Origin of the sequence: Vreelandella sp. F11, from assembly GCF_042466685.1 — a bacterium.
Classification (GTDB): Bacteria; Pseudomonadota; Gammaproteobacteria; order Pseudomonadales; family Halomonadaceae; genus Vreelandella.
This window is the reverse complement of the sequence record NZ_CP170448.1, coordinates 4,078,113-4,102,936: the sequence shown is the minus strand read 5'-3', so window position 1 is coordinate 4,102,936 and position 24,824 is coordinate 4,078,113. Positions and strand designations below refer to the sequence as shown.

The following is a 24,824-nucleotide window of genomic DNA, read 5'->3' as shown; positions in this document are numbered from 1 at the left end:
GACATTTTCTCATTTTCTCAAGGAAGTTGCCTCTTGTCGCTATTTGATCATGGAACAGCATGTTGCGCAGAACGCGACCGCCCTCATTGACTGAGGGCGGAGCTACTGTGAGAGATTGTTTAAAATGACGTTTAAGAGGCAACCCGGAATGGATTACGCGGGTCGTTATCCCAGGCTAGGAAAGGTTGGCCAGTCTCTTGAGGCACCATGGTGATGCAGTTCTCTACCGGGCAGGTGATCTGGCACAGGTTGCAGCCCACGCACTCCTCTTCAATTACCTCATAGCGGCGCGCGCCGTCCTGCTCGGTGAGTTTGGCAATCGACTGGTGGGAAGTATCCTCGCAGGCGATATAGCAGCGGCCGCACTCAATGCACAGATCCTGGTCGATCTTGGCGATGGTCTTGAAGTTGATATCCAGGTGTTTCCAGTCGGTGGTTTGCGGTATCGCCTTACGGGAAAACGCCTCAATGGAGTCGTAGCCCTTCTCCGCCATCCAGCGGGAGAGGCCATCTTTCATCTCTTCCACAATGCGAAAACCATTGAGCATTGCCGCGGTGCATACCTGCACGCTGCCTGAACCGAGGGCAATAAACTCCGCCGCATCCCGCCAGGTGGAGATGCCGCCAATACCTGAAATGGGCAGCGTCGGCGTTGCCGGGTCGCGAGCAATTTCCGCCACCATATTCATGGCAATAGGCTTAACGGCGCTGCCACAGTAGCCGCCGTGGGTGCTTTGATGGCCCACAGTGGGTTTGGCGACCATATTGTCCAGGTCGATACTGGTGATCGAGTTGATAGTGTTGATCAGCGATACGGCATCGGCGCCACCCCGCAGCGCTGCCTGGGCGCCGACGCGAATATCGGTAATGTTAGGGGTGAGTTTTACAATCACGGGCTTGGAGTAGTGCTTCTTACACCAGTAGGTGACTTTTTCGATAAGGTCAGGGTTTTGGCCCACCGCTGCCCCCATGCCGCGCTCCGGCATGCCGTGGGGGCAGCCTAGGTTGAGCTCAATGCCATCTGCCCCGGTAGCTTCTACCAGCGGCAGAATATAGGCCCAGGCTTCCTCGTTGCAGGGCACCATAATGGAGACGATCAGCGCGCGGTCGGGCCAATCTTTTTTCACCTGGGTGATCTCTTTAAGATTGATCTCCAGGGAACGGTCGGTAATCAGCTCAATATTATTAAAGCCAATCACCTCGCGGTTCTTGCCGTAGTGGGCAGAGTAACGTGAGGAGACGTTAACGGCCGCTGGCTCTTCGCCAAGGGTTTTCCATACCACGCCGCCCCAGCCCGCCTCATAGGCGCGTACCACGTTATAGGCTTTATCGGTGGGTGGGGCAGAGGCGAGCCAGAACGGATTGGGGGCTTTGATACCGGCGAAATTTACAGACAGATCAACGCCGTTGACCACGCTATCGCCGCTGTTTTTCTTACCTGGGAAAGAGAGAGGTGTGGTGTTCATGCGGCCTCCTGCTTGGCGGCGAGCGCTTGGTGAATGGCGTGGGCCGCCAGCTTGCCGTGTTGCACGGCTTGTACGGTGAGATCCTGGCCGGGTTTGACGCAGTCGCCGCCAGCGTACACATTGGGCAGTGAGGTTTGGAACATCTCATCAACGTGAATGCGTTCGCCGTCGCGGGCGAGCTCAGCGGCGGTGGCATCGCTTAGGCTTGCGCCTGCGAAGCCCTGGCCGATGGCGGTGAAAATGGCGTCGGCGGCGATCTCAAAGGTTTCCCCCGTGGGCGTTAATCGCCCTGCTTGATCTGACGTCTTGGAAAAGCGCATTCCTGCCACTCGCCCTTGCGCATCCAGCAGAATCTCGTCAGGTTGCGCCCAGGTGACCATGCGTACACCGTTAGCCTTGGCGATCTCCTGCTCGTGGTCGGTAGCCGACATGGCCTCAACGCCACGGCGGTAGACCAACGTGACGTCGGTGGCTCCTAAGCGCGCCATTTGGGTGGCCATATCAATGGCGGTGTTGCCTGCACCAATCACAATGCAGCGTTTGGCGACGGTTAGCCTGCCCAGATCATCAGCTTGGCGCAGGGTTTTGATGTAATCCACAGCGGGCATAAGACCCGGCGCATCTTCGCCTGTTAGCCCCAACGCGCGGCTGGTACCTAGCCCCAAACCGAGGAATACGCTGTCGTACTGCTTGTGCAGGGTAGCGAGTTCAAGATTGTCGCCAAGACGCTGCTCGTACTGAATGTCGATGCCGCCGATCTCAAGCAAGAATTCCACTTCCTTGCGAGCAAAGTCGTCGGTCATCTTGTAGCGAGCAATGCCATACTCGTTGAGCCCGCCGGGCTTTTGTTCCGCTTCAAAAATGGTTACCTGGTGGCCTAACATCGCCAACCGATGAGCGCAGGAGAGCCCTGCAGGCCCGGCGCCGACCACGGCGATATGTCGGCCACTGCTCGCGGCACGCTTAAAGGGGTGGCTATCGAACTGCATATTATCGGTGGAGTGGCGCTGTAACAGGCCAATCAGCACCGGCTGGCACTCGGCATCGTGATTACGCACGCAGCTGCGTTCGCAGAGAATCTCGGTGGGGCACACCCGGGCGCAACTGCCGCCAAGGATATTGGCCTCCAGAATGGTTTCCGCCGCGCCGTTGATGTTGTTCTCGCTGATCTGGCGAATAAAGCTCGGAATATCAATATCCGATGGGCAGGCTTCGACGCAGGGCGCGTCATAGCAGTAAAGGCAGCGCTGGCTTTCGATGATCGCCTGACGCTGGGTTAACGGTGGATGAAGATCGCTAAAGTTGCTTGCCAGCGTTGCTGGGTCGTATGTGCCGACCTCTTTTGCGCTGGGTAGATGGTTCAATTGGCTAGTCACGGTAGAGCCTCCACTGTTCTTATAGAAACAACAGTTATTAAGCGCCGGTTATCGTTTAACGGCGACTGGGGCATTAAGCTCGGCACGCTTGGCGAGCAACTCGAACACCCCGGGGTAGGCGGGGCGCTCTAAATAACGGCCTGCTCCGCGCTCGGCGCGTAGGTCACCGTCGCGCCATACCCACTTGCCCTGGCTAATGGTGTGGCGGGCGATACCGCGCACCGTTTTGCCCTCGAAGATATTAAAGTCGACGTTTTGATGGTGGGTTTTGGCGGAAATCGTTCGGGTGCCGTTGGGATCCCAGACCACGATATCGGCATCGGAACCGACCTGAATCGCACCCTTGCGCGGATAGAGATTAAAAATCTTGGCGGTGTTGGTGGAGGTTACGGCGACAAACTCCTGGGCCGAGAGCTTGCCGGTGTTGACGCCTTCGTCCCAGATCACCGCTAGGCGGTCTTCCACCCCGGCGGTGCCGTTGGGGATCTTGGTAAAGTCATCTTTACCGGCGGCTTTTTGCTCTTCACAGAAGCAGCAGTGGTCGGTGGCGGTGGTCTGCAAGTTGCCGGACTGCAGGCCCTGCCACAGCGCCTCTTGATGGCCTTTGGGGCGGAAGGGGGGGCTCATTACGTGAGCTGCCGCGGTAGCCCAATCGGGGTGCTGATAAACGCTATCATCAATCACCAAATGTCCCGCCAAGCACTCGCCAAACACCGGGTGTCCCTGCTGGCGGGCGTAGGCGATTTCATCCACCGCGTCTTTGGTCGAAACGTGTACCAAATACACCGGCGCGCCGAGAGTAGTCGCAATACGAATGGCACGGCTGGCCGCCTCGCCTTCCACCTGGGGCGGACGGGAGAGCGGGTGCGCTTCCGGCCCGGTAATGCCCTGAGCAAGCAGTTTTTGCTGCATGTGGTAGACCAGCTCGCCGTTTTCAGCGTGAACGGTGGGCACCGCGCCCAGCTCCAGGCAGCGTGAGAAGCTCTCCACCAGAATGTCATCGGTGGCCATGATGGCGCCTTTGTAGGCCATAAAGTGCTTAAAGCTGTTAACGCCGTGATCGCGTACCAGGGTGCCCATTTCTTCTTTAACGCTTTCGTCCCACCAGGTGATGGCGACATGGAAGGCGAAGTCGGTGGCGGCTTTTTCCGCCCAGCCCTGCCAGGTCTCAAAGGCTTCCAGCAATGACTGGCCTGGGCTGGGGATGACGAAATCGATAATCGTCGTAGTGCCACCTGCCATGGCGGCGGCAGTGCCGGTGTAGAAATCTTCACTGGCCACCGCGCCCATAAAGGGCATCTGCATATGTGTATGCGGGTCGATACCGCCGGGCATTACCAGTTGGTCGCTGGCATCGACAATCTCGCAGCCCTCGGGGATCTCTAGGTCGATGCCGATAGCGTGGATTTTACCGTCGATGCACAGTACGTCAGCGCGATAAGTATCTGCATGGGTGACCACCGTGCCGCCCTTGATCAATAGGCTCATTGTTCGCTCCTGTTAGCTTGTTTCGTCAACGGGATTATTCGCCGTCTGTAAGGCGGGTATAGGTTTCCGGGCGGCGATCGCGGAAGAACTGCCAGTTGTTGCGCACCTCGCGAACCATGTCCAAATCGATCTCGTGAACCAGCAGCTCGTCCTCGGTTTCGCTGGCCTGAGCTTCGATTTTGCCGCGAGGGTTAACGATGTAGCTGGAGCCATAAAAATCGCCGATATTCCACGGTGCCTCGGTGCCTACGCGGTTGATGGCAGCGATAAAGCAGCCGTTGGCGGCGGCTGAGGCGGGTTGCTCCAGCTCCCAAAGATATTGGGAAAGCCCGGCCACAGTGGCGGAAGGGTTAAAAATTACTTCGGCGCCGTTGAGCGCCAGCGCCCGCCAGCCTTCTGGGAAGTGGCGGTCGTAGCAGATATACACGCCGATTTTGCCGTAGGCGGTATCGAATACCGGCCAGTTGGATTGCCCCGGCTTAAAGAAGAATTTCTCCCAAAAACCAGCCACTTGAGGGATATGGGTTTTGTGGTATTTGCCCAGGTAGCTGCCGTCGGCGTCGAACACTGCGGCGGTGTTGTAGTAAATGCCGGTCTCGGTCTCTTCATAGACCGGTACGATAATCACCATACGGTGCTCAGCAGCGAGCTTCTGCATCATTAGGCAGGTAGGGCCTTCCGGTACCCGCTCGGCGGCGGCATACCACTTGCCATCCTGGCTGGGGCAAAAGTAGGGCTGGTTAAACACTTCTTGGAAGCAAAGCACCTGCACGCCCTGATCAGCTGCTTGCTGAATCATTGGCAGATGTGCCTCGTTCATGGCGTCGCGGATAGCTTCGGGTTCAAGATCGGTGCTGGTTTTCAGGCCCATCTGAATCAACCCGATTTTCATCTTCTGCATGAGAGGCTCCCTCTGATTGTTGATATATGGAGTATGTTTGTAGTGTTCTTGAAACTAGTTTTATAAAGCTGACGAAATAGACAGCTTTTGTTGAAAGTAGCGCTGGGTGGGTAGTTTTAGCAAGTGTTTAGAGGAGATTTGTTAATTTGTATTTAACTATTTGAGTTTGCTTGTTTTTATTGTTCTATGTGGCACTGTTCACTTTTTTGGTGAACCTTTGCACTGTTTTGGGTTGTATTTTAATTCGTTTAAAATCAATTGATTGATACATTTTTTAAGGCTGTATTTCGTTTTTTGTTGTTTAAAGTTGGTGCAAATATTTTTTTTGATCTAGCTTTGTTTAGTTGGTTTTCGTTTGATGTGGGGAAAATATAAAGATAACAAGCTAACAATAATATTGTTGTCCAGAAAGGCAGCTTTTTTAATCAATGAGTTAACTGCTCTGCTTTTTTAAGTAGGCACGCTTATTGCTTGTTTTCTAAAAGCTAAGGTTTTTAAGAGCTTTGGTTTCTAAGAACTGTGGTGTCTAAAAGCCATGATTTCTAAGCGCCTTTTTGAAAAGCTCCACTGACCGTGGGAGCTAGGCAGCGCAATAACGCAATGCTGAGGAGATAAAAAATGACCGAAACAACCTCTCAGATGGTGGATCGAGGCGGACTCATAGAGCTTGATGTAGGGGACGATGTACGCCAAAGCGCGCGCTTTAATGAGGATATTGCGCCGACCCAGGCCAGCGAGCGAACCTGGAGCAAGTGGAATATTGCGGCGCTGTGGGTAGGCATGTCGATCTGCGTGCCCACCTACACCCTCGGCGGGGTATTAACCGCCTACTTTGGGCTGAGCGTGGGGGAGGCGCTGTTCGCCATTCTCTTGGCTAACGTGATCGTGTTGATACCACTTACGTTAAACGCTTTTCCTGGAACCAAGTTCGGTATTCCCTTCCCGGTCGTGCTGCGCTCATCGTTCGGTATTTTAGGCTCCAACGTACCCTGCTTGGTGCGAGCGTTGGTTGGCTGTGGCTGGTTTGGCATCCAAACCATGTTTGGCGGGCTGGCTATTCACTTGCTGCTGTCTGAATTGATTCCCGCTTGGGCTGCGCTTGGCGGCATCGGAGAAGTGATCGGCTTTTTTGTCTTCGGCGCGATGAACCTCTATGTGGTGATTCGTGGGGCAGAGTCGATTAAATGGCTGGAGACGCTGGCGGCGCCGCTGCTGCTTGCCGTGGGTATTGGACTGATGGTGTGGGCATGGCCGCATATGTCGATGACCGAGCTATTGGCCCAGCCACCGTCGCGGCCTGAAGGGGCCTCGGTATATGGATACTTCTTTGCAGGCTTGACCGCCATGGTCGGGTTTTGGGCGACGCTATCGTTGAATATCCCTGATTTTAGCCGTTTTGCGAAAAGCCAAAAAGATCAGATCGTCGGCCAGGTGATTGGGTTACCGATGACGATGTTTTTCTTTGCAGCTCTTGGTGTAGTACTCACCGCAGCATCTGAATCGCTGGTAGGGCAAACCATTGCGGATCCGGTCAATTTGATTGGGATGATCGACAGTCCTTTTTGGGTGGTGCTAGCGATGCTGCTGATTATCATCGCAACTCTCTCTACGAATACCGCCGCTAATATTGTCTCTCCCACCAACGATTTCCAGAACATTGCGCCTAAGTTGATTAACCAGACCCGCGGCGTACTTTTAACGGGGGCTGTAGGCGTGCTATTGATGGGCTACGACCTGCTACAAAAAGCGGGCATTATTCCGTCAGGTGTTTCTCTTGAGCAGATGTACTCCAACTGGCTGTTGGGTTACTCCAGTCTGCTGGGCCCCATAGCAGGCATCATGGCGGTAGATTACTTTCTGATCAAAAAACAGCGTTTGGATGTGCCGAGCCTGTACATGGATAGCCATGCCTACCCTGCGGTGAATATCGCCGGTTTCATCGCCTTCGGTGTGCCGGTGGCGCTTACTTTACTATCGCTGTTAACTGGCACCATGAACTGGTTCTATGACTACGGTTGGTTCACCGGCTCGGCGCTGGGGGCCATCTTTTATTTTGTCGCCAGCCAAGTGCTGGTGTCATCGCCTCAAGTGGGGCCTGCGCCGGTAATGGCCAATGAGGCAGCCGAGCAGCGTTAAACCGTTTAGGCCCGGCTTCGTGCCGGGTTTTCTATCTTAGCTGCTCTTGATGAAACGCAAGAAGGCATCAACAACACGGTTGGGGCGGCGATCATGGCGGGTAATCAGTACAAAGGGGATGCGGTAGTGCTGGGTGGCGGTATGCAGCGCCCGCATTTTGCCCGCGGCCACCCACTGTGCTGCGACATGCTCAGGAAGAAAGCCGATAAAGCGCCCGGTCAGAATCAAAAAAGCGGCGCCTTCTCGGTCGGATGCCGAAGCACGCAGTCTGAGCACATCATGCGCTTGGCGCGCCTCAACCGGCAGCGGATAGCGGGGTGAAATAGCTGCGTGCTGGGCGATATCCTCACCACTGAGCATGTCATCATGCGCATTAAACAGCGGATGGCCTGTCGCGCAGTAAAGATAGGATGGCTCATCATACAGGTGCCGTGATTCTAAACTGGTGGGCAGGTTCACCGCAGGCACGACGCCGACGTGCAAGTGGCCATCCATGACGCCACGAATGACCGCGTCAGAAGGCTCCATATGAATATGCAGTGTTACCTCATGCTCCGGCGCGCTAAGTTCCGCTAATGCATTGGTGACATGCATGGCGGGTAGCGTCACCAGGTTGTCAGTAATGCCGATATTGAGCTCGCCTTTGATCGTTTGATGCAGCGCATTAACGTCGCTTTTAAACGTTTCAAGCGCGGTGAGTAGCGTTAACCCTGCCTGATAAATCTCTTTACCCTCCTCGGTTAAACTAAATCCGCCACGCCCCCGCTGGCAGAGCGAAAACCCCAGCCGGCCCTCTAAATCGTTCATGTGTTGGCTAATCGCCGAGCGGCTAATGCCCAGCGTGGTTTCTGCCGCGGTAAAGCCACCACACTCAACGACTGTCTTGAAAATACGGATTAGCCGTATCTCGTAGTCACTCATTTGGCCTAGCGATGCCATAACAATTCCCTGGTAGTTGTCTATCAACGCGTACCGTCACGCTTTTCAGTGTATTAACGGTGATAAAAACTGATATACATCCTAAAAGCGCCGCGGCACTATCGGACAAAGCGACGTGTCAGCGTGCGCTATGTATGGTCTGTGGTTACTTTTTACACTGTATCAGGTGTCCCGATGGGTTACCTGTATAAGGCTTCTGCGCGATGTCTGCTACCTCCAATGATGTAAACGATGATGTATTGAAAGCCACCAAGACTTACCGCCAGCAGCGCCGCCATGTGATTGCGCTATATCTGTTAGCACTGTGCGTTATGGTGGTGCTGTTTAGTTGGCTGCTAAGCGAACAGCGTAAGCAGGAAATTGAGGCCGCCGAGGTGCGGATTACCGCCCGCGCCAACGTGGTTACTGAGTGGGCAAAAGGGGTATTTGCACAAAGCGGCCAAGCGCTGTTTGGGCTTAAGGAGTTGCTGGTACTGCAAGGGATGCCCGATAGAGACAACACCCAGGCGCTTCAACGTTCGTTAGAAAATTTGACCCGTTATATTCCCATGGTGGATGAGATCGCTGTTTTGGATTCTGATGGACGCGTGCTGGCTAGTGGCCTCGGTAACCGACAACCAAACACTGACATCAGCGATACCGTGTTTTTTAATGCTTTTAAGCACGCGGGGGAAGAGGAGCTGATTACTCCGCTTTACTGGTCTGCCAGCGACCAACGTTACTATTTGTACCATGGCCGACGATTGGAGACCTCCACCGGCGAGTTTGCAGGCGTGGTGATCTCCAGCATTGTGCCCGAAGTATTTGCCGACTCGCTGGAGCAGATGAGTGTCTACGACGGTGAAAGCATTGCCCTGGTCGACCCCAGCCTAAAATTTATTGCCCGCTACCCGAGACCGGAGGCGAAATTTACCACTGGCAGTCAAATTGAAAGTCCAGAAACGACCGAGTGGCTCGCTCGTGGTGAGTCTACTTGGTCAATCAATTTTGAGTCACCTATCGATGGCCGTAAGCGATTGTTTCGTATGCTCCGGGTGGGTGAGTACCCGATGCTGGCCGTGGTCGGTGTTGATCTTCACGGCTTGCTGTCTGCTTGGCGGCAACGTGCTGTGATTTTGACGCTGGTAATGGCAGTGATTGCCCTGTTGGGCGCTTGGGGCGTGCGCCACTACCTGAACCGTTTAGCATTGGCGGATCAACTGCGTCAGCGCATTGAAGAGCGTGAACAAGCCCGTGCCGAGGCTCAAATCGCCGCTGCCGCCTTCCAAACCCACTTAGGTATTCTAATCACCGATTCACGGGGCACCATACTCAAGGTTAATGAGACCTTTAGCCGCATTACCGGCTATAGCGAAGCCGAGATAGTGGGCAACAACCCCCGCATGTTTAGTTCAGGCCTACAAAACGCTGCCTTTTACCGTCGGTTATGGAAGCGTGTCATCACAACCGGTAACTGGGAAGGTGAGATATGGAATCAGCGTAAAAATGGAGAACTGTTTCCCGAGTGGCTAACTATAAGCGCGGTGCATAGCGTTGAGGGCGCATTAACTCACTTCGTGGCCACCATGAGCGATATCAGCGAGCGTAAAGCAGCTGAGCAGGAGATTCATCAGCTTGCGTTTTATGACACCTTAACCGGATTAGCCAACCGGCGGCTGTTTATGGATCGCCTGGGAACTGCCCTTAAGGAGCTTCAGCGCCATCAGCGTTGCGGCGCGCTACTATTTATCGATATCGATAACTTTAAGCAAATCAATGACACTCTGGGACACTACGCAGGAGACCAGGTGCTACAGAGCATTGCTAGGCGGCTTGGGAAGATGTTGCGCGATACCGATACCTTAGCGCGACTGGGGAGCGATGAATTTGCGGTATTAATTGAGGGCGTTGATAGTAATTATGCTCAAACCACTCGGCTGGCAGAGCGTATCGCGCATAAGTTGCTGGCAGCCGTTAACGAGCCCATCACCCTGGCCGAAGAGAGCATCAAGGTAACGGGGAGTATTGGTATTGCGATTATGGCGAGCAATGAGTACGGCGCTGATGACTATCTGCAGCAGGTGGATATGGCGCTCTTTCAGGCTAAGAGCAACGGCCGCCATGGGGTGTGCTTTTTTGATCCTTCAATGCAGGCAGCGCTACTGGCCCATGTAAAGTTAGAGTCAGATCTGCGCCAAGCCCAGGCCAGTCAGCAGTGGCAGCTCTATTATCAACCCCAGGTGGATCACCATGGCAGGATTACCGGCGTGGAGGCGCTGCTGCGCTGGAATCATCCTGAACGGGGCCTGGTTTCTCCAGGCGATTTTATTCCGCTGCTGGAAAGCAATGAGCTGATAAACGATGTGGGCGAATGGGTATTGGAAGATGCCTGCTACCAATTAGCGCGCTGGGCGCAGCACCCCCGGCTAAGAAAATTGACTATCTCGGTTAATATTAGCCCACTACAGTTTCGCGATGAGCACTTTCTGGCCCGCGTAGAGGGGGTATTCGCGCGCACCCAGGCGCCTCTTCAGCAGTTAAAGCTGGAAGTGACAGAGTCACTGTTTGTGGAAGCGCGAGATGATGCGAGGGATAAAATGCTTGCCCTTAAAGAGCGCGGTGTGCGCTTCTCGCTGGATGATTTCGGCACTGGCTACTCGTCACTGGCTTATTTGGCGCAACTGCCGCTTGATCAGCTTAAAATCGACCAATCCTTTGTGCAGCAGGTGCTGGAAAGTCAGGCCAATGCGGCGATTGTCGAGAGTACCATTGCCCTGGCAGAGAGTCTTAATCTTGAGGTCATTGCAGAAGGCGTAGAGACGAAAGCGCAGCAGGCGTGGCTACTAGCCCATGACTGCCACGCTTATCAAGGCTATCTCTTTGGGCGTCCGGTCACTGCTGCGGCCGTTGAGAGATTGATTATTGAAGATTAAGCCAGTGTTAGCGAGTAGAGCCGAGTTTCTATATCGATAGTGGGGGCAGTATCGGGAAGGATGACTTCCAGCCGGGAGTCTTGCCGCCATGCGCTGGTTTCGATGCTTAACGCGCCGTCAGCGCGATTAAGGCGTTTCCAGCCGCTATCAGTATGGAACACCCCTTTAATGCGCGCTTGCTGAGGCAGTTCTCCCAAACAGTTGGCTAGGCGATCCAGGTCGAAGCGCTCGCTTGGGTGCCAACGCAACCCCGTACTGGTGTAACCCAGCGAGGAGCCGGTTTCATATTGGGGCTTGCCGGGCGGGGGTGGAAAATCAAAAAATGTGCCCTCCAGGCTGGGTGTTGCCGCTAACTGTTGATGGCTGGCAGGCACGCTAATATCACTTGCTTCGGCGTTGCCGCTCTGTATCAATAGTGACATGGGCAGTTCGCCTAGCGTGGCTTCCTGTACCCATTTGCGCGGCGGCCAGCGCTCAGCCACGAAAGCGTGGGCAGCGCTGTGCTGTTCGGGCGTACTCTGGTCAAGCATGGTGAGGGCCACGGCGTCGGCCATGTCGAGCTGGTCACGAAAGGTGTCGTGCTGCCGAGCGCGAGGGTCATCTAACCGGCGTGGATCGAGGGTGGCAATAATATCGCGCACCTCAACCACCTCATGGAAAGCGTCACCACGCAGTAGATCCAGCAGACCGGCCGGGTGGCCAAGGCCAGAGGGCTCGATGATGACCCGGTCAGGTTTGCTGCGTGCCAGTAGGTTAACGAGCGCCGCTTGCAGCACAAAGGCGAGCTGGCAGCAGAGGCAGCCGCCGGGCAGGCCCTTGATGACCACATCGTCACGGGAGTCGAACATGGCTTGGTCGATGCCGATCTGGCCAAACTCGTTAACCAGGATGGCCCACTTTTCATCCACAGGCTTCTGTTTTATCAGGCTGTGGATAAGCGTGGTTTTGCCGCTGCCGAGAAAGCCGGTAATGATATGCACCGGCACTTTTGCCAACCGTTCTGACGCTGCCAACGTCTAGCCCCCCGTCATATTCATAAAGCGTACTACCTGCACATCGCCATCTGTGGTGAAGTGGTGGCGCTCGGGCTTAAGCGGCAGGGCGTTGATGATTGCCTCTTTCAGCACCTGCATATTGCCTGGGTGGCGGCGCAGCACGGCGCGCAGATCTACCGAGTGCTCGTTGCCTAGGCAGAGCAGCAACCGACCCTCAACCGTCACGCGTACCCGGTTGCAGGTGTCGCAAAAATTGTGACTATGGGGCGAAATAAACCCAACCCGGCTATCGCTATCCGCCATTTTGAAGTAGCGGGACGGCCCAGGAGTCGTTTCGGTCGTGGGAATCAGCGGATAGCGGGACTCAATCAGTGCCTGGACATCATCGCTGGAATAAAAGGTTTCCGCCCGTGAGTGGTCGGAGACATCGCCCAGCGGCATCTCTTCGATAAAGCTAATATCGAGATTTTCCTGACGGGCAAAGGTAACCAGGTCGATCACTTCGTCGTCGTTACGGCCTTTCAAGATCACTGCATTGAGCTTGATGCGCTTAAAACCCGCTTCCTGGGCGGCGTGGATGCCGTCGATCACTTTGGCTAAATCGCCGGTGCGGGTGAGCTGCTTAAAGTGCTCCGCATCCAGGGAATCCAGGCTGATATTCAGTCGCCGCAGGCCGCTGGCGTAAAGCTGCTTGGCGTGCTTGCGCAGGCTGGCGCCGTTGGTGGTCATGGTGAAGTCGTTAAGGCCTGGCATGGCGCCGATCTCATCGACCAGTTGCTCAATGCCGCGACGAACGAGCGGCTCGCCTCCGGTCAGGCGAATCTTCTCGACCCCTAGCTCGGTAAAGGCACGGGCGACCATGGCGATCTCTTCCAGTGTGAGCACCTGGGCGCGGGGCAGGAAGGTCATCTCCTCGCTCATGCAGTACACGCAGCGGAAATCGCAGCGATCGGTGACCGAGATACGCACATAGCTAATGCGCCGACCAAAGTCATCGATCAGTTGCTGGTCAGCTTGTGCTTGGGTGGGGTGCTGTTGGCCAGATTGTTGTTGCGCGGATCGTTGCTCGCTCATAGCCATCCCGTTAGTGGTTGTATGCTGACTACCTCGCCTGGTTGGGCGCCGTTTTGGTCATCGGCAAGCTCAATCAAACAGTTAGCAGCCACCATCGAGGTTAAAATGCCCGAACCCTGGGCGCCGGTGCTGCGCACGTGTAGCTGCCCTTGCTCATCAGTATGGTAGATGCCACGTATAAAATCAGTGCGTTTGAAGCGGCTTTTTAACGCGTTATCGGCAATCGCATGAAAGCGATGGGGCAACAATACAGGTTGTCCATTCAACTGATCCAGCAGCGGCTTTACAAACTGTAGAAAGGTTACCATGACCGCCACCGGATTGCCGGGTAAGCCAACAAACGGTGTGCGCGTAGCACCTAGCCAGCCGCAAACCATAGGTCGCCCAGGGCGCAGCGCTACCCGCCAGAAGGCCAAGCGGCCCAGTTGCTCTAATGCTTCGCGGGTAAAATCCGCCTGGCCCACCGATACGCCGCCGCTGGTGATCACCAGATCGCTCTGCTGGGCGGCGTTCTCCAGGGCCGCTTTTGTCGCGCTTAAGTCGTCCGGCAGAATGCCCAGGTCAATCACCTCGGCTCCCTGTTCGGTTAGCAGGCCCATTAGCGTAAAGCGGTTGGCGTCATAAATGCCTGCCTTGGGTAACGGCTCGCCAGGCGCAGTGACTTCGTTGCCGGTGGAGAAGATCGCTACTTTGGGACGACGGCAAACGGTCACTTCGGCATAACCCAAGGAGGCTAAAAGCCCCAGAGACGCCGCATCAAGCCGTGCCCCCTCAGGCAGAGCCGTGTCACCAATGGCTATATCTTCACCGGCCTGGCGAACGTGTTGGCCGTGTTTGAGAAGTTCGGGCGACTCAATGATCACATGCGCTGGCTGCTCATCTAGCGATTCGCGCAACTGTTCACTCATCACCACTGTATCGGTGCCCGGCGGTAAGGGGGCGCCGGTGGTGATGCGTACACAGTGCCCGGCAGGCACCAACTCACGGCGGCACTGCCCGGCCAACACCTCACCGGCCAGCGGCCAATGGGCTTGCTTGGCCCCAACGCCTTTTATAGGCAAGGCTAGCGCCACGCCATCCATGGCCGCATTGGTGTTTTGCGGCACGTTAATGGGGGCCTGAACGGCTACTGCCAAGCGGCGGCCGTGGGCCTGCGCCAAAGAGATACTTTCGCTGCCCAGCAGGCGTTCAATCAGGGTGGCGAGCGCTTGGCGCGCTTCGTCCACGCTAATCATCTGTTCGCCCAGGTCAAAGCAGGAGAGGGTCATTTCACCTCCTTGCTCGGAGAGCTCATGACTACCTTCTCCAGGCGCAGCTTCTCCTCTTCGGTATTGAGATTGGCAAAGGCGTCGGGGCAGTCCGACATATCGACCTTGCACCAGTCGTGGCGGGCGTACCAGCGGTCAATTTTGCGCTCGCCCCCGGCAAGGGTCTCGGCCAAGTCATCGGCCAGTGACGTGCGCAGCAGGGCAACCACCGGGTGCAGCCGTTCGCCATCAAAGGCCACGGCGATGTCATGCTCGCCGTTCTCTGAGGCAATGCCTGCCACCATGCGGGCGACTAAATCATCGGGCAGGGCGGGGGAGTCGCAGGGAGCCACTAACAGCCAGGGGGTTTTTGCTGCGCGCAGGCCACTATAGATACCCATCAGCGGGCCTTTAAAGCCATCTTCAGCATCAGCAATGACCCGATCAGCGAAAAAGCGGTAGGCGTCGGCATTGCGGTTGGCGTTAATCACCAGCTCGGCCACCTGGCCTTCAAGGCGCTTGACCACATGGCCGACGAGCGGCAGGCCTGCAAACGGTTCGAGCCCCTTGTCGCGGCCGCCCATTCGGCGCCCTTCGCCGCCAGCGAGAATCATGCCAGTGAGGTCGTGAGTGGGGATCATGAGTTTGCCTTCGTTGAGGAACGATATTCTTGCGAAGAACGGGCATGGGATGGCCGAGACGGGATCGCGTCCAGCGCTAAACGGTTTTGGGTATTGATCGCCTGGAAGTGACGGCCTTTGGCGCGGGCAATCAGCATCACCCCAAAACGCTCGGCCAGTTCAACGCCTTTCTGGGTGACACCCGAGCGCGATACCAGCACGCTAATACCCATTTGGGCCACTTTCAGCACCATCTCAGACGTCAGCCGCCCGGTAGTGTAGAAAATATCCGCATTGCCACTGTCTGCCTGCTGCAGCCATTGGCGTCCCGCCAAAGTATCCACCGCGTTATGCCGACCGACGTCTTCAACAAAATCAAGCACCTCGGTTTGATAGCAGAGCGCACAGCCATGCACTGCACCCGCACTGCGATAGGTCTCATTATAGGCATTAAGATTTTGCAGCAGTTGATAAAGCGTGGATTGTGCCAACGGGGTATCCGGCAGTGTCGTGAGGGCGGTTTGGTCGAGCAGTTTACCAAAGACCGTGCCCTGGCCGCAGCCGGTGGTCACCGTGCGGGTGCTTAGCCGAGCTTCCAGATCCTCGGGCAGATGGCGGGTAATCACCACCGCCGCTTCGACGTCCCAGTCGACCTGCACTGCCTGTAAATCGTTGGCTGCGCGCAGTAGCCCCTGATTGCGCAGGTAGCCCACCACTAAGGCTTCCGGATCGTCGCCCAGTGTCATTAGCGTGACAATTTCACGTTTATTGAGGTAGACCGTCAACGCTCTTTCAGCGGCGATCGCCTGCTGGCGGGCATCGCCATACTCATCAACGATGCTGATCTCGGTGGTGGCAGGCAAGCGGGCTCGGCTTATCTGAAGAGCGGGCTCAAGGGCGGGCATGGCTAATCCTCGCAAAACAGTTCTCGCAAAACGACAGGGTTGACGATGATGGCGCCGTGGAGGCTTACTTGTCTACCTATTCAAGCGCTATCCGTTTATGGCAAAAGGTCTGATGTTATGAGTGATAACCTACGCCCAGTCAGTATTGCCTTGATTGCCGAAGCCAAGCAGGTGGGACGCTTTAGCCTAACCCAGTGGCGCATTGCTGAACTTGCGCTGTCTGATCAGGGCGAACATGTGCTTAACCTACAGCTGTCGATGACCGAGCGTGCTGCCTACCGCTTTAACTTAACCTCCGCCACCCCACGGCTATTTGTGCGGGCTGGGTTCACCGGGCAACCCCCACAACCTGATGCCATCACCGCCAGCCAGGATGTGGCGGCGGGATGGATGGATGGCGAACAGCAGGTGCTTGAAGCGCCAATGCCCATGGCGATTCAGGTCTGGATTGAGAGCTATCTCGCGCGCCACGGTGAAGCACCGTTGGAAATGCGCAAGAAGAAACGCAAAGGGGCGGGGCGCGGCAAAGAGACGCCCACCAAGGAGCAGCCAGAATGAGTCGTTTAGAGCGCTGGTCGCGGCTGAAGCGTAATGTGCCAACGCAAAAAGACGTGCCGCCCGCGGACGCACCCACAAGTGATGAAACGGCCACGGAGTCGAGTGCAGCGGCTTATAACGAGACCGAGCAGACGCAACAGGCAACTGACACACCGCAAGCGCCAGAACGGGAACCAGAGCCTGGCAGCCTCGACCACACCTTGCCTGACCCAACGACATTGGAAGCAGGCAGCGACTTTAGCGCTTTTATGGCGCCTGGGGTAAGCGGCCCTTTACGCCGGCAGGCCCTGAAGCGGCTGTGGGCCACGGGTAACTACAACGTTCGGGATGGTCTGGACGACTACGATGCTGACTACAACAAACTGTTGAAGCCCATGAGCTCGGAGCTCGCCAGCACACTACGCCGTTGGACACATAAAGTGGAAGAGGTCGTTGATAAGTCACTGGAGCACGCCGAACCCGAGTCTCCACAAGCGCTGACAGCCGACGAGCAGACACATGAGGAAGCAGTTACATTAGAGAAAGCGTCTTCAGTGTCTTGCGCTGACAGCGACAACACTGTAAAAAATTCGCCGCTAGACGACCAGTCTGATTATTTATCTGGTACTAAGACGAAAACATGAGATCAACGTTAGGTCTATAGAAATCAACAGTTTAGTGGCTAAAGAGCTTCCCAGCGTTGGCAGCGTTGACGGTAATCAGGTTGGCAAATTATGGATTTCGCCATAGGCTGAACTTAGCGTCAACGCATTGTTATGCCACAATAGTTAAATAATATAACTCAAAATTATAATAAGAATTATTCACCTGACCGTGAGAGCGCATGAACCAACGAATCCAACTGGCGTCCCTAGACGACCAGCGCAATGCCGAGGCTCGGGAGACGGTACGCCAGCGTATCTCTTGGCCCGCGAACCTGACGCCTGCCAACGTGACCTATCACAGCCGCGGTCATGCGCTGCTGCTCGGCAGTGAGCGCGCTACACGGCAAGCTGCACGTATTCTGCAAGTGCGTGGTTTGGCTTCCTTGACACTGCTCTTCACCGCGCCCAACAGCGTAGATGTTGACGAAGAGGTTAATGATAGCGACTTGTTCGCTGCGACCGAGATCCTCTCTACTCAGTCGCTAACTAATGCCCAGGCCGAAAAGCTGCACATTAGCGGCCATTTGGGTAAGTTCAAAGCGGTAATTGGTGGTGATGAGCCGCTTGATCTTGCCCGTGCGTTGATTCAGCGAGAGGCGTTCGATCTCATCCTGGATTTAAATACCTCTCCTTGCCTACCCGTTGAGTTACCCCCGCCAGGTTATGTGGTGATGCAGTGGCACAACGTTGAACAACGCAGTGATACCCTTGACGATTTTGTAGGGCTAGTGGGCGAATTCGACAAGCCGCGCTACTTCCAGGTCAACAGCGACTTATGTGCCCACTCCACCAGTGGCAATATTGGCTGCACCCGCTGTTTGGACGTCTGCCCGGCAGATGCCATCTCCAGCATCAAGGGGCGGGTTGAGTCGCATATCGAGATTGATCCGTTTCTCTGCCAAGGCGTCGGCAGTTGCACCAGCGCCTGCCCCACCGGCGCTATCGAGTTCCGCCTGCCCGAAACCCGCCGCCAGCAGGATACGCTCTCCGCGTGGCTTGGCGCCTACCGCGAAGCGGGTGGCCAAGCGCCGGTGCTGCGCTTTATTACCCATGATTCACAGGACGCTGAGCGCGCCGCGGGTGTCGTACCCGCCGGCCATGTCATTGACGCGCCGCTAGAAGAGCTTGGTGCAGCGGGGCATGACCAGTGGCTAACCGCCCTAGCCGCTGGCGCCGCCGAAGTGCGTATCCAGCTTCACCCCAATATGCCTGCCCGCTTGAGCGCTTTTTTGACCGATCAGGTTGCCCAAGCTCATGCGTTGTTGGGCGCCTTGGGCCATGATCGCGCCCGGGTAAAGCTGATCGAGATTGCCGATGATGCAGGGCGTGATGCGCTACCGGCGCTCACGCCATTGACAGAGGCGCCGCTGAGCCTACCTGAGCCAGAAAAGCGTGCACGTTTGAACCGTGTGCTGGCGCGCCTGGCCGAGTTGGGCAAGCCCAGCGGCGAGCGGGCTGAAGTGCCGGTGGGCGCTGCCTATGGTGCAATTCAGGTCGATAGCGATGCCTGCACACTGTGCCACGCCTGTGTCAGCAACTGCCCGACCCCGGCGCTGAAGTCGGGTGGCAAAACACCCGCGCTGAGCTTCCTGGAAGCGGAGTGTGTGCAGTGCGGCTTGTGCGAGCAGGCTTGCCCAGAAGATGCGATTACCCTGATGCCTGGCTTTTTGGCATCCAGTGCCCGCGAAACGCGCCACATCTGTCACGAAGAGGCGGCGTTTGAGTGCATTAGCTGTGGTAAGCCGTTTGCCACCGTCAGCACGGTAGCGACCATTAAACAGAAACTGGCTAACCACCCTTACTTTGCCGGTGATGCGATGATCCGGCTGGAAATGTGCGAAGACTGCCGGGTTAAAGATGTTTGGAAAACCATGATTCGCGATCCTGACGCGCAACTGAAGGTATAAGCCGATGACGGATGCACTGCCTACGCTCAAAGAAGCCGATGCGCTACGCGCCGATATCTACCGGCTGTTAGCCACGCTGCTGCGCCAAGCACCGGATCCAGAGCTGCTGAGTTGGCTGGCTGAACTGGCCATCGAGCAAGATGGCAGTCGCCTAGCTGAGTGCTGGCAGGCGTTGGCAGTCGCCGCCAAGGGAGCGGATGCTGAGCGGTTGCAGCGAGCGCACTTTCGCCATTTGGTCGGGGTGATCCAGGGCGAGGTAGTGCCCTACGCCTCCTGGTACCGCAATGGTGAATTAATGGAAGCGGCGCTGGTGGCGCTGCGCCAAGACCTTAAAGTGCTCGGTTTTGAGCGCAGTGAGCATACCCGTGACCCGGAAGATCATCTGGCCGCCCTGTGTGAAGTGATGGCGATGCTGATTGACGCCGAAAGTTCGGAGCAGGGCTATTTCTTTAGTCAACATTTAGCCCCCTGGGCGGCCCGTTGTTTTGCCGACCTGGGGCAGGTAGACACCGCTTTCTATGCAGCGCTGGGGCAGTTGGGTGGCGCTTTTATGGAGAGTGAACAGGCTCGCTTGAGGGTTGATGCGGGCTATACGCCAGTGCGTATTGTTGAGCCGTAACGCAGGCTGCATAAAAGAAACAGCAAAAAAGCAAAAACAGCATAAAAAGACCCGCATAAAAAAAGCATGCAAGAGGAGAAACCCATGCAACCGTCACACAACGCTGAGCGCCGCCGGTTTATGAAAACCGTTGGGTTGGGAACCGCCGCTGCTGGCGCCGCGGCGGCAGTCGGTCATGTCACTCTGGCACAGGCTGACACTGCCCCGGTGAAAAACGAAAAACCAACGGTTAACTACCGTGAGACTGATCACGTCCGTGCTTATTACGCCTCGCTGCGTGACTGACGGCGGAATGCCAGGAGATTTGCCATGCGCTTAACTCGCAAAACAGACACCCCCAAGGCCTCCGGGCTGGGTATTTCCCGTCGCCAATTCCTCAAACGCAGCGGTGCAGCCACTGGCGGAATGGCCGCCGTTGGCTTTATGAGTGCGCCGATGATGCAGCGCTCAGAAGCCGCCGACAAAACACCCGTGCTGGACTCACCGGTCGAGACCAAACGCACCATCTGCTCTCACTGTTCAGTAGGTTGTGGCGTGTATGCCGAAGTTCAAGAGGGCATTTGGACTAAGCAGGAACCTGCTTTTGATCACCCTATCAATCGGGGTGCGCACTGTGCGAAAGGCGCTTCGCTGCGCCAGCACGGTCACTCCACGCGGCGCCTCAAGTACCCGATGAAGCTAGTCGCGGGTGAGTGGGAGCGCATGAGCTGGGATGACGCCATTAACGAGATCGGCGACAAACTGCTAGAGCTGCGCGAAGAGCACGGCCCGGATAGCGTTTACTGGCTAGGCTCGGCGAAGTTCAGCAACGAGCAGGCGTATTTAATGCGTAAGCTCGCCTCGCTGTGGGGCACCAACAATACCGACCACCAGGCGCGTATCTGCCACTCCACTACCGTGGCGGGCGTGGCGAATACCTGGGGTTATGGAGCGATGACCAACTCGCTCAACGATATGCATAACAGCAAGGCGATTCTGTTCATTGGCTCTAACCCCAGTGAAGCCCACCCGGTGGCGATGCAGCATATCCTGATCGCCAAAGAGCGCAACAATTGCGACATCATCGTCGCCGACCCGCGCTTTACCCGTACTGCCGCCAAAGCCAACAAATATGTACGTCTGCGTCCCGGTTCGGACGTCGCCTATATTTGGGGCTTGTTGTGGCACATTTTTGAAAATGGCTGGGAAGACAACGAGTACATCAATCAGCGCGTTTACGGTATGGATGAAGTGCGCGCTGAAGTCGCCAACTTCCCGCCCAGCGTTGTAGAGGAAGTCACCGGCGTTCCCGAAGCCGAGATGTTTGATGTCGCCAAACGCCTCTCCGACAACCGGCCTGGCTGTGTGGTCTGGTGTATGGGCGGCACCCAGCACACCACCGGTAACAACAATACCCGCGCTTACTGCATTCTTGAGCTGGCGCTGGGGAATATCGGTGTGGCGGGCGGCGGCGCTAATATCCTGCGCGGCCACGATAACGTACAGGGCGCAACTGACCTTGGCCTTGGCTGTGACTCTTTGCCGGGTTACTACGGCTTGGCGGAAGGCGCCTGGCAGCACTGGGCGCAGGTGTGGGATCTCGACTATGAGTGGCTTAAAGGCCGCTATGACGATACCGAGTATGCCGATGGTAAGCCGATGTACACCGCCGGTATTACGGTGTCGCGCTGGGTCGATGGCGTGCTTGAGGAGGACGAGAACATCTCCCAGCGTACCGCGCTGAAAGCAATGTTCTACTGGGGCCATGCGGTTAACTCCCAGACCCGCGGCGTCGAGATGCAAAAAGCCATGCAGAAGCTAGAGATGATGGTCATCGTTGACCCTTATCCCACCGTTGCTTCAGTGATGCACGACCGCAGCGATGGCGTCTATCTGCTGCCAGCGGCCACCCAGTTCGAAACCACAGGCAGTGTTACCGCGACTAACCGTTCGATTCAGTGGCGTGACCGCGTGATTGAGCCGCTGTTTGAGTCCAAGCCCGACCACGAAATCATGTACCTGTTTGCCCGTAAGCTGGGCTTCGGTAATGAGCTGGTTAAGAACTATCAGATGAACGGTGACGAGCCGCTCATCGACGATATTCTGCGCGAAATCAACAGCGGTATGTGGACGGTAGGTTACACCGGGCAAAGCCCCGAGCGCCTCAAAGAGCACCAGAAAAACTGGCACACGTTCAGCTTCGAGAACCTGCGTGCAGAGGGTGGCCCGGCGGATGGTGACTACTACGGCTTGCCGTGGCCCTGCTGGGGCACGCCTGAGTTTAATCACCCGGGCTCGCCTAATCTTTACGACACCAGCGTGCCGGTGATGGAAGGCGGCATGGGCTTCCGTGCCCGCTTCGGTATCGAGCGTGACGGCGTCAACCTTCTGGCGGAAGGTTCAGCGCCGGTGGGTGGTGATATCGACGACGGCTATCCGGAGTTCAACGACCAGTTGCTTAAAGATCTCGGCTGGTGGGACGACCTGACCGCCGAAGAGAAGCAGGCGGCGGAAGGCAAAAACTGGAAAACCGACCTCTCGGGCGGTATCCAGCGTGTCACCATTGAGCATGGCTGTGCGCCCTACGGCAACGCCAAGGCACGCGCCGTGGTTTGGACTTTCCCCGACCAGGTGCCGAAGCACCGTGAGCCACTCTACACCACGCGGCGCGATTTGGTTGAACGCTTCCCTACTTGGGACGACTTCGACTCCATCATGCGTCTGCCGACCATGTACAAAACCATTCAGGATCGCGACAACAGCGGTGAGTATCCAATCATTCTCACCTCTGGGCGACTGGTGGAGTATGAAGGCGGCGGTGAAGAGACGCGCTCCATGTCGTGGCTCGCCGAGCTTCAGCAGGAGATGTTTGTCGAGATCAACCCGGCGGACGCCAACGACCTGAGTATCAAAGATGGCGACGATGTCTGGGTGGAAGGCGCTGAAGGTGGCCGTGTCAAAGTCAAAGCGCTGGTCACTCCACGTGTTGACCGTAACGTGGCGTTTATGCCGTTCCACTTTGGCGGCATGTTCCAGGGCGAGAGCCTGCGCGACCGTTACCCGGATGGGTCGGATCCGTACATCATTGGTGAGGCGGCCAATACCGCGACCACTTATGGTTACGACCCGGTGACACTGATGCAAGAGACCAAGTGCACCATTTGCCGCATTGAGCGGGCGTAAGCTTAGAAAAAAGTCGCGACCGACCTGACAGCACGACGGTGCGGGAGCCATCCCGCACCGGCATGAGGAGAACACCATGGCTCAAATGAAATTTATGTGTGACGCCGAGCGCTGCATCGAATGCAACGGCTGCGTCACCGCGTGTAAAAATGCCAACGATGTTGAGTGGGGCATTCAGCGCCGCCGCGTGGTCACGCTCAACGACGGTGAAGCCAGCGAAATGTCTATCTCAGTGGCCTGTATGCACTGTGACGACGCACCCTGTATGGCGGTTTGCCCGACTGACTGCTTCTACAAAACCGATGACGGTATTGTGCTGCACGATAAGGATCTCTGCATCGGCTGTGGCTACTGCCTCTACGCCTGTCCGTTTGGCGCCCCGCAGTTTCCCCAACAGGATGCCTTTGGTGAACGTGGCAAGATGGACAAATGCACCTTCTGCGCGGGCGGCCCGGCCGAAAGCAAAGAAGAGGAGTACCAGAAGTACGGCTCCAATCGCATTGCTGAAGGGAAACTACCGCTCTGTGCTGAGATGTGCTCGACCAAAGCACTGCTGGCCGGTGATGCCCAAGACGTGGCTGATATCTTCCGCCAGCGCGTTGTCCATCGCGGCCACAAAGATGGCGCCTGGTCCAATAACCCTCAGGCCAGTGCCGACAACCTAGCCTATGATGCTGCCCATAAAGGGTAAGGAGGCGTGTCATGAACCTGTTGACTGCACAGGCGCCCGGCAGGGCGCCGCACTCAGGTAAAGGGCTCGCCCTGAGCATTTGGCGCTTTATGTTGGTGACGCTTGCTCTGGTGCTCAGCCTCGGCTTCACGCAAGTGGCCGTTGCCCAAGCGGATCCTGACCGTGAGATGACCACTGCTGCCCCCGGCATTACCGCCGACCAGTGGCGCCAGGTGCGCAGTGGAGAAACCGGGCCCAACTACCGCGATTCACGCGCTGACAGTAACTACAGCCTGATCAATTCAAGTGGTGAAACCTGGCGGCAGATTCGCAACCGCTGGGTATCACCCTTTGGCTTGATTGCGGTATTTGGCATGGCGGCGCTGATCGCGCTGTTCTACTTCATTGTCGGGCGTAAGGAGCTTGAGCAACCGCGCACGGGTCGCCTGCTTTTGCGTTGGACGCTCATGAAGCGCGCGCTGCACTGGACGGTAGCGACGCTCTTTATTGTGCTGGCGCTGACTGGAATGACGCTGCTGTTCGGTAAGTTCGTGTTCCGTCCCCTGTTTGGTGATGGGGTTTGGGCATGGATGATTGCGGCGACAAAAGTGCTGCATAACTACCTGGGGCCGATCTTTGGCATTCTGTTAGTGATCCTGCTGGTCAGCTTGATCAAAGACAATATTCCCAAGAAACACGATCTCGTCTGGTTTAAGAAAGGCGGCGGTATGATTGGCAAAAAGCATGTGGATGCAGGCTTTGCCAACGGTGGCGAAAAAGCCTGGTACTGGCTGTTAGCGACGGTGGGCATCCTCGTGGTCGCCAGCGGTTTTGTGCTCGACTTCCCCAATTTTGACCAGAGCCGTGACACCATGCAGTGGGCCAATATTATTCACGCTGTGGGGGCCTTGGGGCTTACGGCGGTTTCCCTCGGGCATATCTATATCGGCACACTGGGTACTGAAGGTGCGCTAGAGGGTATGACCACGGGCTATGTGGATGAGACCTGGGCCAAAGAGCACCACAATCTTTGGTACGAAGAGGTCAAAGACCAAACGCTAACGGAAGAAGAGGTGGCCGCTCGTAAGTCGTCTGGCGGCAGCAGTGAACCGTCGGCAACGCGCACCAGTTAATAAGCACTTAATGGTCGCTAAGACACCGCCTTTAGGCGGTGTCTTTTGTTATGCTTCACCTTAAGTTATTCA

At 56.4% G+C, this 24,824-nt stretch carries 20 protein-coding genes; 10 read left to right on the top strand and 10 right to left on the bottom strand.

Annotated features, from left to right (window positions below; translation table 11 throughout):
* Positions 1–131: 131 nt before the first annotated feature.
* The 4 genes from preA to ACFIOZ_RS18775 are packed head-to-tail and all read right to left on the bottom strand — an operon-like array spanning position 132 to position 5,231.
* Entirely contained in the window at positions 132–1,466 is a 1,335-nt protein-coding gene (gene preA, locus ACFIOZ_RS18790) for an NAD-dependent dihydropyrimidine dehydrogenase subunit PreA (RefSeq protein ID WP_386080386.1), read from the bottom strand.
* Positions 1,463–2,842, bottom strand: coding sequence for an NAD(P)-dependent oxidoreductase (locus ACFIOZ_RS18785; RefSeq protein WP_386080384.1), 1,380 nt, complete (start codon positions 2,840–2,842; stop codon positions 1,463–1,465). Before ACFIOZ_RS18785 ends, preA begins: the two co-directional genes overlap by 4 nt.
* Before the next feature lie 48 nt (positions 2,843–2,890).
* On the bottom strand, positions 2,891–4,330 hold the full coding sequence (gene hydA / locus ACFIOZ_RS18780) for a dihydropyrimidinase (RefSeq protein ID WP_386080382.1): 1,440 nt from the start codon (positions 4,328–4,330) through the stop codon (positions 2,891–2,893).
* 34 nt (positions 4,331–4,364) lie between these two features.
* Complete coding sequence (locus tag ACFIOZ_RS18775; protein WP_386080380.1) at positions 4,365–5,231, bottom strand: nitrilase-related carbon-nitrogen hydrolase; 867 nt, start codon at positions 5,229–5,231, stop codon at positions 4,365–4,367.
* Positions 5,232–5,849: 618 nt separating this feature from the next.
* Here ACFIOZ_RS18775 and ACFIOZ_RS18770 point away from each other — a divergent pair.
* Positions 5,850–7,367, top strand: coding sequence for an NCS1 family nucleobase:cation symporter-1 (locus ACFIOZ_RS18770; RefSeq protein WP_386080379.1), 1,518 nt, complete (start codon positions 5,850–5,852; stop codon positions 7,365–7,367).
* Positions 7,368–7,403: 36 nt separating this feature from the next.
* On the opposite strand, the gene ACFIOZ_RS18765 is transcribed toward ACFIOZ_RS18770, so the two are convergent.
* Positions 7,404–8,306, bottom strand: coding sequence for a LysR family transcriptional regulator (locus tag ACFIOZ_RS18765; protein ID WP_386080377.1), 903 nt, complete (start codon positions 8,304–8,306; stop codon positions 7,404–7,406).
* Positions 8,307–8,509: 203 nt separating this feature from the next.
* Between ACFIOZ_RS18765 and ACFIOZ_RS18760 the strand changes: the two genes are divergently transcribed.
* Positions 8,510–11,218 (top strand): EAL domain-containing protein, encoded by a 2,709-nt coding sequence (locus ACFIOZ_RS18760; protein WP_386080375.1) that lies wholly within the window; start codon positions 8,510–8,512, stop codon positions 11,216–11,218.
* On the opposite strand, the gene ACFIOZ_RS18755 is transcribed toward ACFIOZ_RS18760, so the two are convergent.
* Genes ACFIOZ_RS18755 through ACFIOZ_RS18735 form a run of 5 tightly spaced genes read right to left on the bottom strand, consistent with a single transcriptional unit; the run spans position 11,215 to position 16,059 of the window.
* Complete coding sequence (locus ACFIOZ_RS18755; protein WP_386080373.1) at positions 11,215–12,231, bottom strand: CobW family GTP-binding protein; 1,017 nt, start codon at positions 12,229–12,231, stop codon at positions 11,215–11,217. The genes ACFIOZ_RS18760 and ACFIOZ_RS18755 overlap by 4 nt on opposite strands.
* Before the next feature lie 3 nt (positions 12,232–12,234).
* On the bottom strand, positions 12,235–13,287 hold the full coding sequence (moaA, locus tag ACFIOZ_RS18750; protein ID WP_386080371.1) for a GTP 3',8-cyclase MoaA: 1,053 nt from the start codon (positions 13,285–13,287) through the stop codon (positions 12,235–12,237).
* On the bottom strand, positions 13,284–14,555 hold the full coding sequence (gene glp / locus ACFIOZ_RS18745) for a gephyrin-like molybdotransferase Glp (protein WP_386080370.1): 1,272 nt from the start codon (positions 14,553–14,555) through the stop codon (positions 13,284–13,286). Before glp ends, moaA begins: the two co-directional genes overlap by 4 nt.
* Positions 14,552–15,175: a molybdenum cofactor guanylyltransferase MobA gene (mobA, locus tag ACFIOZ_RS18740; RefSeq protein ID WP_386080368.1), complete on the bottom strand. Its 624-nt coding sequence runs from the start codon at positions 15,173–15,175 to the stop codon at positions 14,552–14,554. Before mobA ends, glp begins: the two co-directional genes overlap by 4 nt.
* Positions 15,172–16,059 carry a formate dehydrogenase accessory sulfurtransferase FdhD gene (locus ACFIOZ_RS18735; protein ID WP_386080366.1) on the bottom strand — a complete coding sequence of 296 codons (888 nt, stop codon included), beginning with the start codon at positions 16,057–16,059 and terminating at the stop codon, positions 15,172–15,174. The genes mobA and ACFIOZ_RS18735 overlap by 4 nt, the downstream gene beginning before the upstream one ends.
* A gap of 117 nt (positions 16,060–16,176) precedes the next feature.
* On the opposite strand from ACFIOZ_RS18735, the gene ACFIOZ_RS18730 reads away from it, so the two are divergent.
* The 8 genes from ACFIOZ_RS18730 to ACFIOZ_RS18695 all read left to right on the top strand — a co-directional run bounded on the left by ACFIOZ_RS18730 (position 16,177) and on the right by ACFIOZ_RS18695 (position 24,752).
* Positions 16,177–16,617, top strand: a complete 441-nt coding sequence (locus ACFIOZ_RS18730) for a DUF3305 domain-containing protein (RefSeq protein ID WP_226246892.1) — start codon at positions 16,177–16,179, stop codon at positions 16,615–16,617.
* Entirely contained in the window at positions 16,614–17,240 is a 627-nt protein-coding gene (locus ACFIOZ_RS18725) for a DUF3306 domain-containing protein (RefSeq protein ID WP_386080364.1), read from the top strand. Before ACFIOZ_RS18730 ends, ACFIOZ_RS18725 begins: the two co-directional genes overlap by 4 nt.
* A gap of 200 nt (positions 17,241–17,440) precedes the next feature.
* Positions 17,441–19,168 carry a 4Fe-4S dicluster domain-containing protein gene (locus ACFIOZ_RS18720; protein ID WP_386080362.1) on the top strand — a complete coding sequence of 576 codons (1,728 nt, stop codon included), beginning with the start codon at positions 17,441–17,443 and terminating at the stop codon, positions 19,166–19,168.
* Positions 19,169–19,172: 4 nt separating this feature from the next.
* Entirely contained in the window at positions 19,173–19,787 is a 615-nt protein-coding gene (locus ACFIOZ_RS18715) for a TorD/DmsD family molecular chaperone (RefSeq protein WP_386080361.1), read from the top strand.
* An 84-nt stretch (positions 19,788–19,871) separates the two neighbouring features.
* Positions 19,872–20,072, top strand: a complete 201-nt coding sequence (locus ACFIOZ_RS18710) for a twin-arginine translocation signal domain-containing protein (protein ID WP_022521831.1) — start codon at positions 19,872–19,874, stop codon at positions 20,070–20,072.
* A 24-nt stretch (positions 20,073–20,096) separates the two neighbouring features.
* Complete coding sequence (locus ACFIOZ_RS18705) at positions 20,097–22,949, top strand: molybdopterin-dependent oxidoreductase (protein ID WP_386080358.1); 2,853 nt, start codon at positions 20,097–20,099, stop codon at positions 22,947–22,949.
* A 76-nt stretch (positions 22,950–23,025) separates the two neighbouring features.
* Positions 23,026–23,640, top strand: a complete 615-nt coding sequence (gene fdh3B / locus ACFIOZ_RS18700) for a formate dehydrogenase FDH3 subunit beta (protein ID WP_007112726.1) — start codon at positions 23,026–23,028, stop codon at positions 23,638–23,640.
* A gap of 11 nt (positions 23,641–23,651) precedes the next feature.
* Complete coding sequence (locus tag ACFIOZ_RS18695; RefSeq protein ID WP_386080356.1) at positions 23,652–24,752, top strand: formate dehydrogenase subunit gamma; 1,101 nt, start codon at positions 23,652–23,654, stop codon at positions 24,750–24,752.
* Positions 24,753–24,824: the final 72 nt, after the last annotated feature.

Bases quoted from the DNA above. Each gene is read 5' to 3' on its own strand.
- glp (WP_386080370.1), bottom strand. From the start codon at position 14,555: ATGACCCTCTCCTGCTTTGACCTGGGCGAACAGATGATTAGCGTGGAC.
- ACFIOZ_RS18770 (WP_386080379.1), top strand. From the start codon at position 5,850: ATGACCGAAACAACCTCTCAGATGGTGGATCGAGGCGGACTCATAGAG.
- ACFIOZ_RS18720 (WP_386080362.1), top strand. From the start codon at position 17,441: ATGAACCAACGAATCCAACTGGCGTCCCTAGACGACCAGCGCAATGCC.
- ACFIOZ_RS18765 (WP_386080377.1), bottom strand. From the start codon at position 8,306: ATGGCATCGCTAGGCCAAATGAGTGACTACGAGATACGGCTAATCCGT.
- ACFIOZ_RS18730 (WP_226246892.1), top strand. From the start codon at position 16,177: ATGAGTGATAACCTACGCCCAGTCAGTATTGCCTTGATTGCCGAAGCC.
- moaA (WP_386080371.1), bottom strand. From the start codon at position 13,287: ATGAGCGAGCAACGATCCGCGCAACAACAATCTGGCCAACAGCACCCC.
- fdh3B (WP_007112726.1), top strand. From the start codon at position 23,026: ATGGCTCAAATGAAATTTATGTGTGACGCCGAGCGCTGCATCGAATGC.
- ACFIOZ_RS18695 (WP_386080356.1), top strand. From the start codon at position 23,652: ATGAACCTGTTGACTGCACAGGCGCCCGGCAGGGCGCCGCACTCAGGT.
- ACFIOZ_RS18705 (WP_386080358.1), top strand. From the start codon at position 20,097: ATGCGCTTAACTCGCAAAACAGACACCCCCAAGGCCTCCGGGCTGGGT.
- mobA (WP_386080368.1), bottom strand. From the start codon at position 15,175: ATGATCCCCACTCACGACCTCACTGGCATGATTCTCGCTGGCGGCGAA.
- hydA (WP_386080382.1), bottom strand. From the start codon at position 4,330: ATGAGCCTATTGATCAAGGGCGGCACGGTGGTCACCCATGCAGATACT.
- ACFIOZ_RS18735 (WP_386080366.1), bottom strand. From the start codon at position 16,059: ATGCCCGCCCTTGAGCCCGCTCTTCAGATAAGCCGAGCCCGCTTGCCT.
- ACFIOZ_RS18725 (WP_386080364.1), top strand. From the start codon at position 16,614: ATGAGTCGTTTAGAGCGCTGGTCGCGGCTGAAGCGTAATGTGCCAACG.
- ACFIOZ_RS18775 (WP_386080380.1), bottom strand. From the start codon at position 5,231: ATGCAGAAGATGAAAATCGGGTTGATTCAGATGGGCCTGAAAACCAGC.
- ACFIOZ_RS18715 (WP_386080361.1), top strand. From the start codon at position 19,173: ATGACGGATGCACTGCCTACGCTCAAAGAAGCCGATGCGCTACGCGCC.
- ACFIOZ_RS18760 (WP_386080375.1), top strand. From the start codon at position 8,510: ATGTCTGCTACCTCCAATGATGTAAACGATGATGTATTGAAAGCCACC.
- preA (WP_386080386.1), bottom strand. From the start codon at position 1,466: ATGAACACCACACCTCTCTCTTTCCCAGGTAAGAAAAACAGCGGCGAT.
- ACFIOZ_RS18710 (WP_022521831.1), top strand. From the start codon at position 19,872: ATGCAACCGTCACACAACGCTGAGCGCCGCCGGTTTATGAAAACCGTT.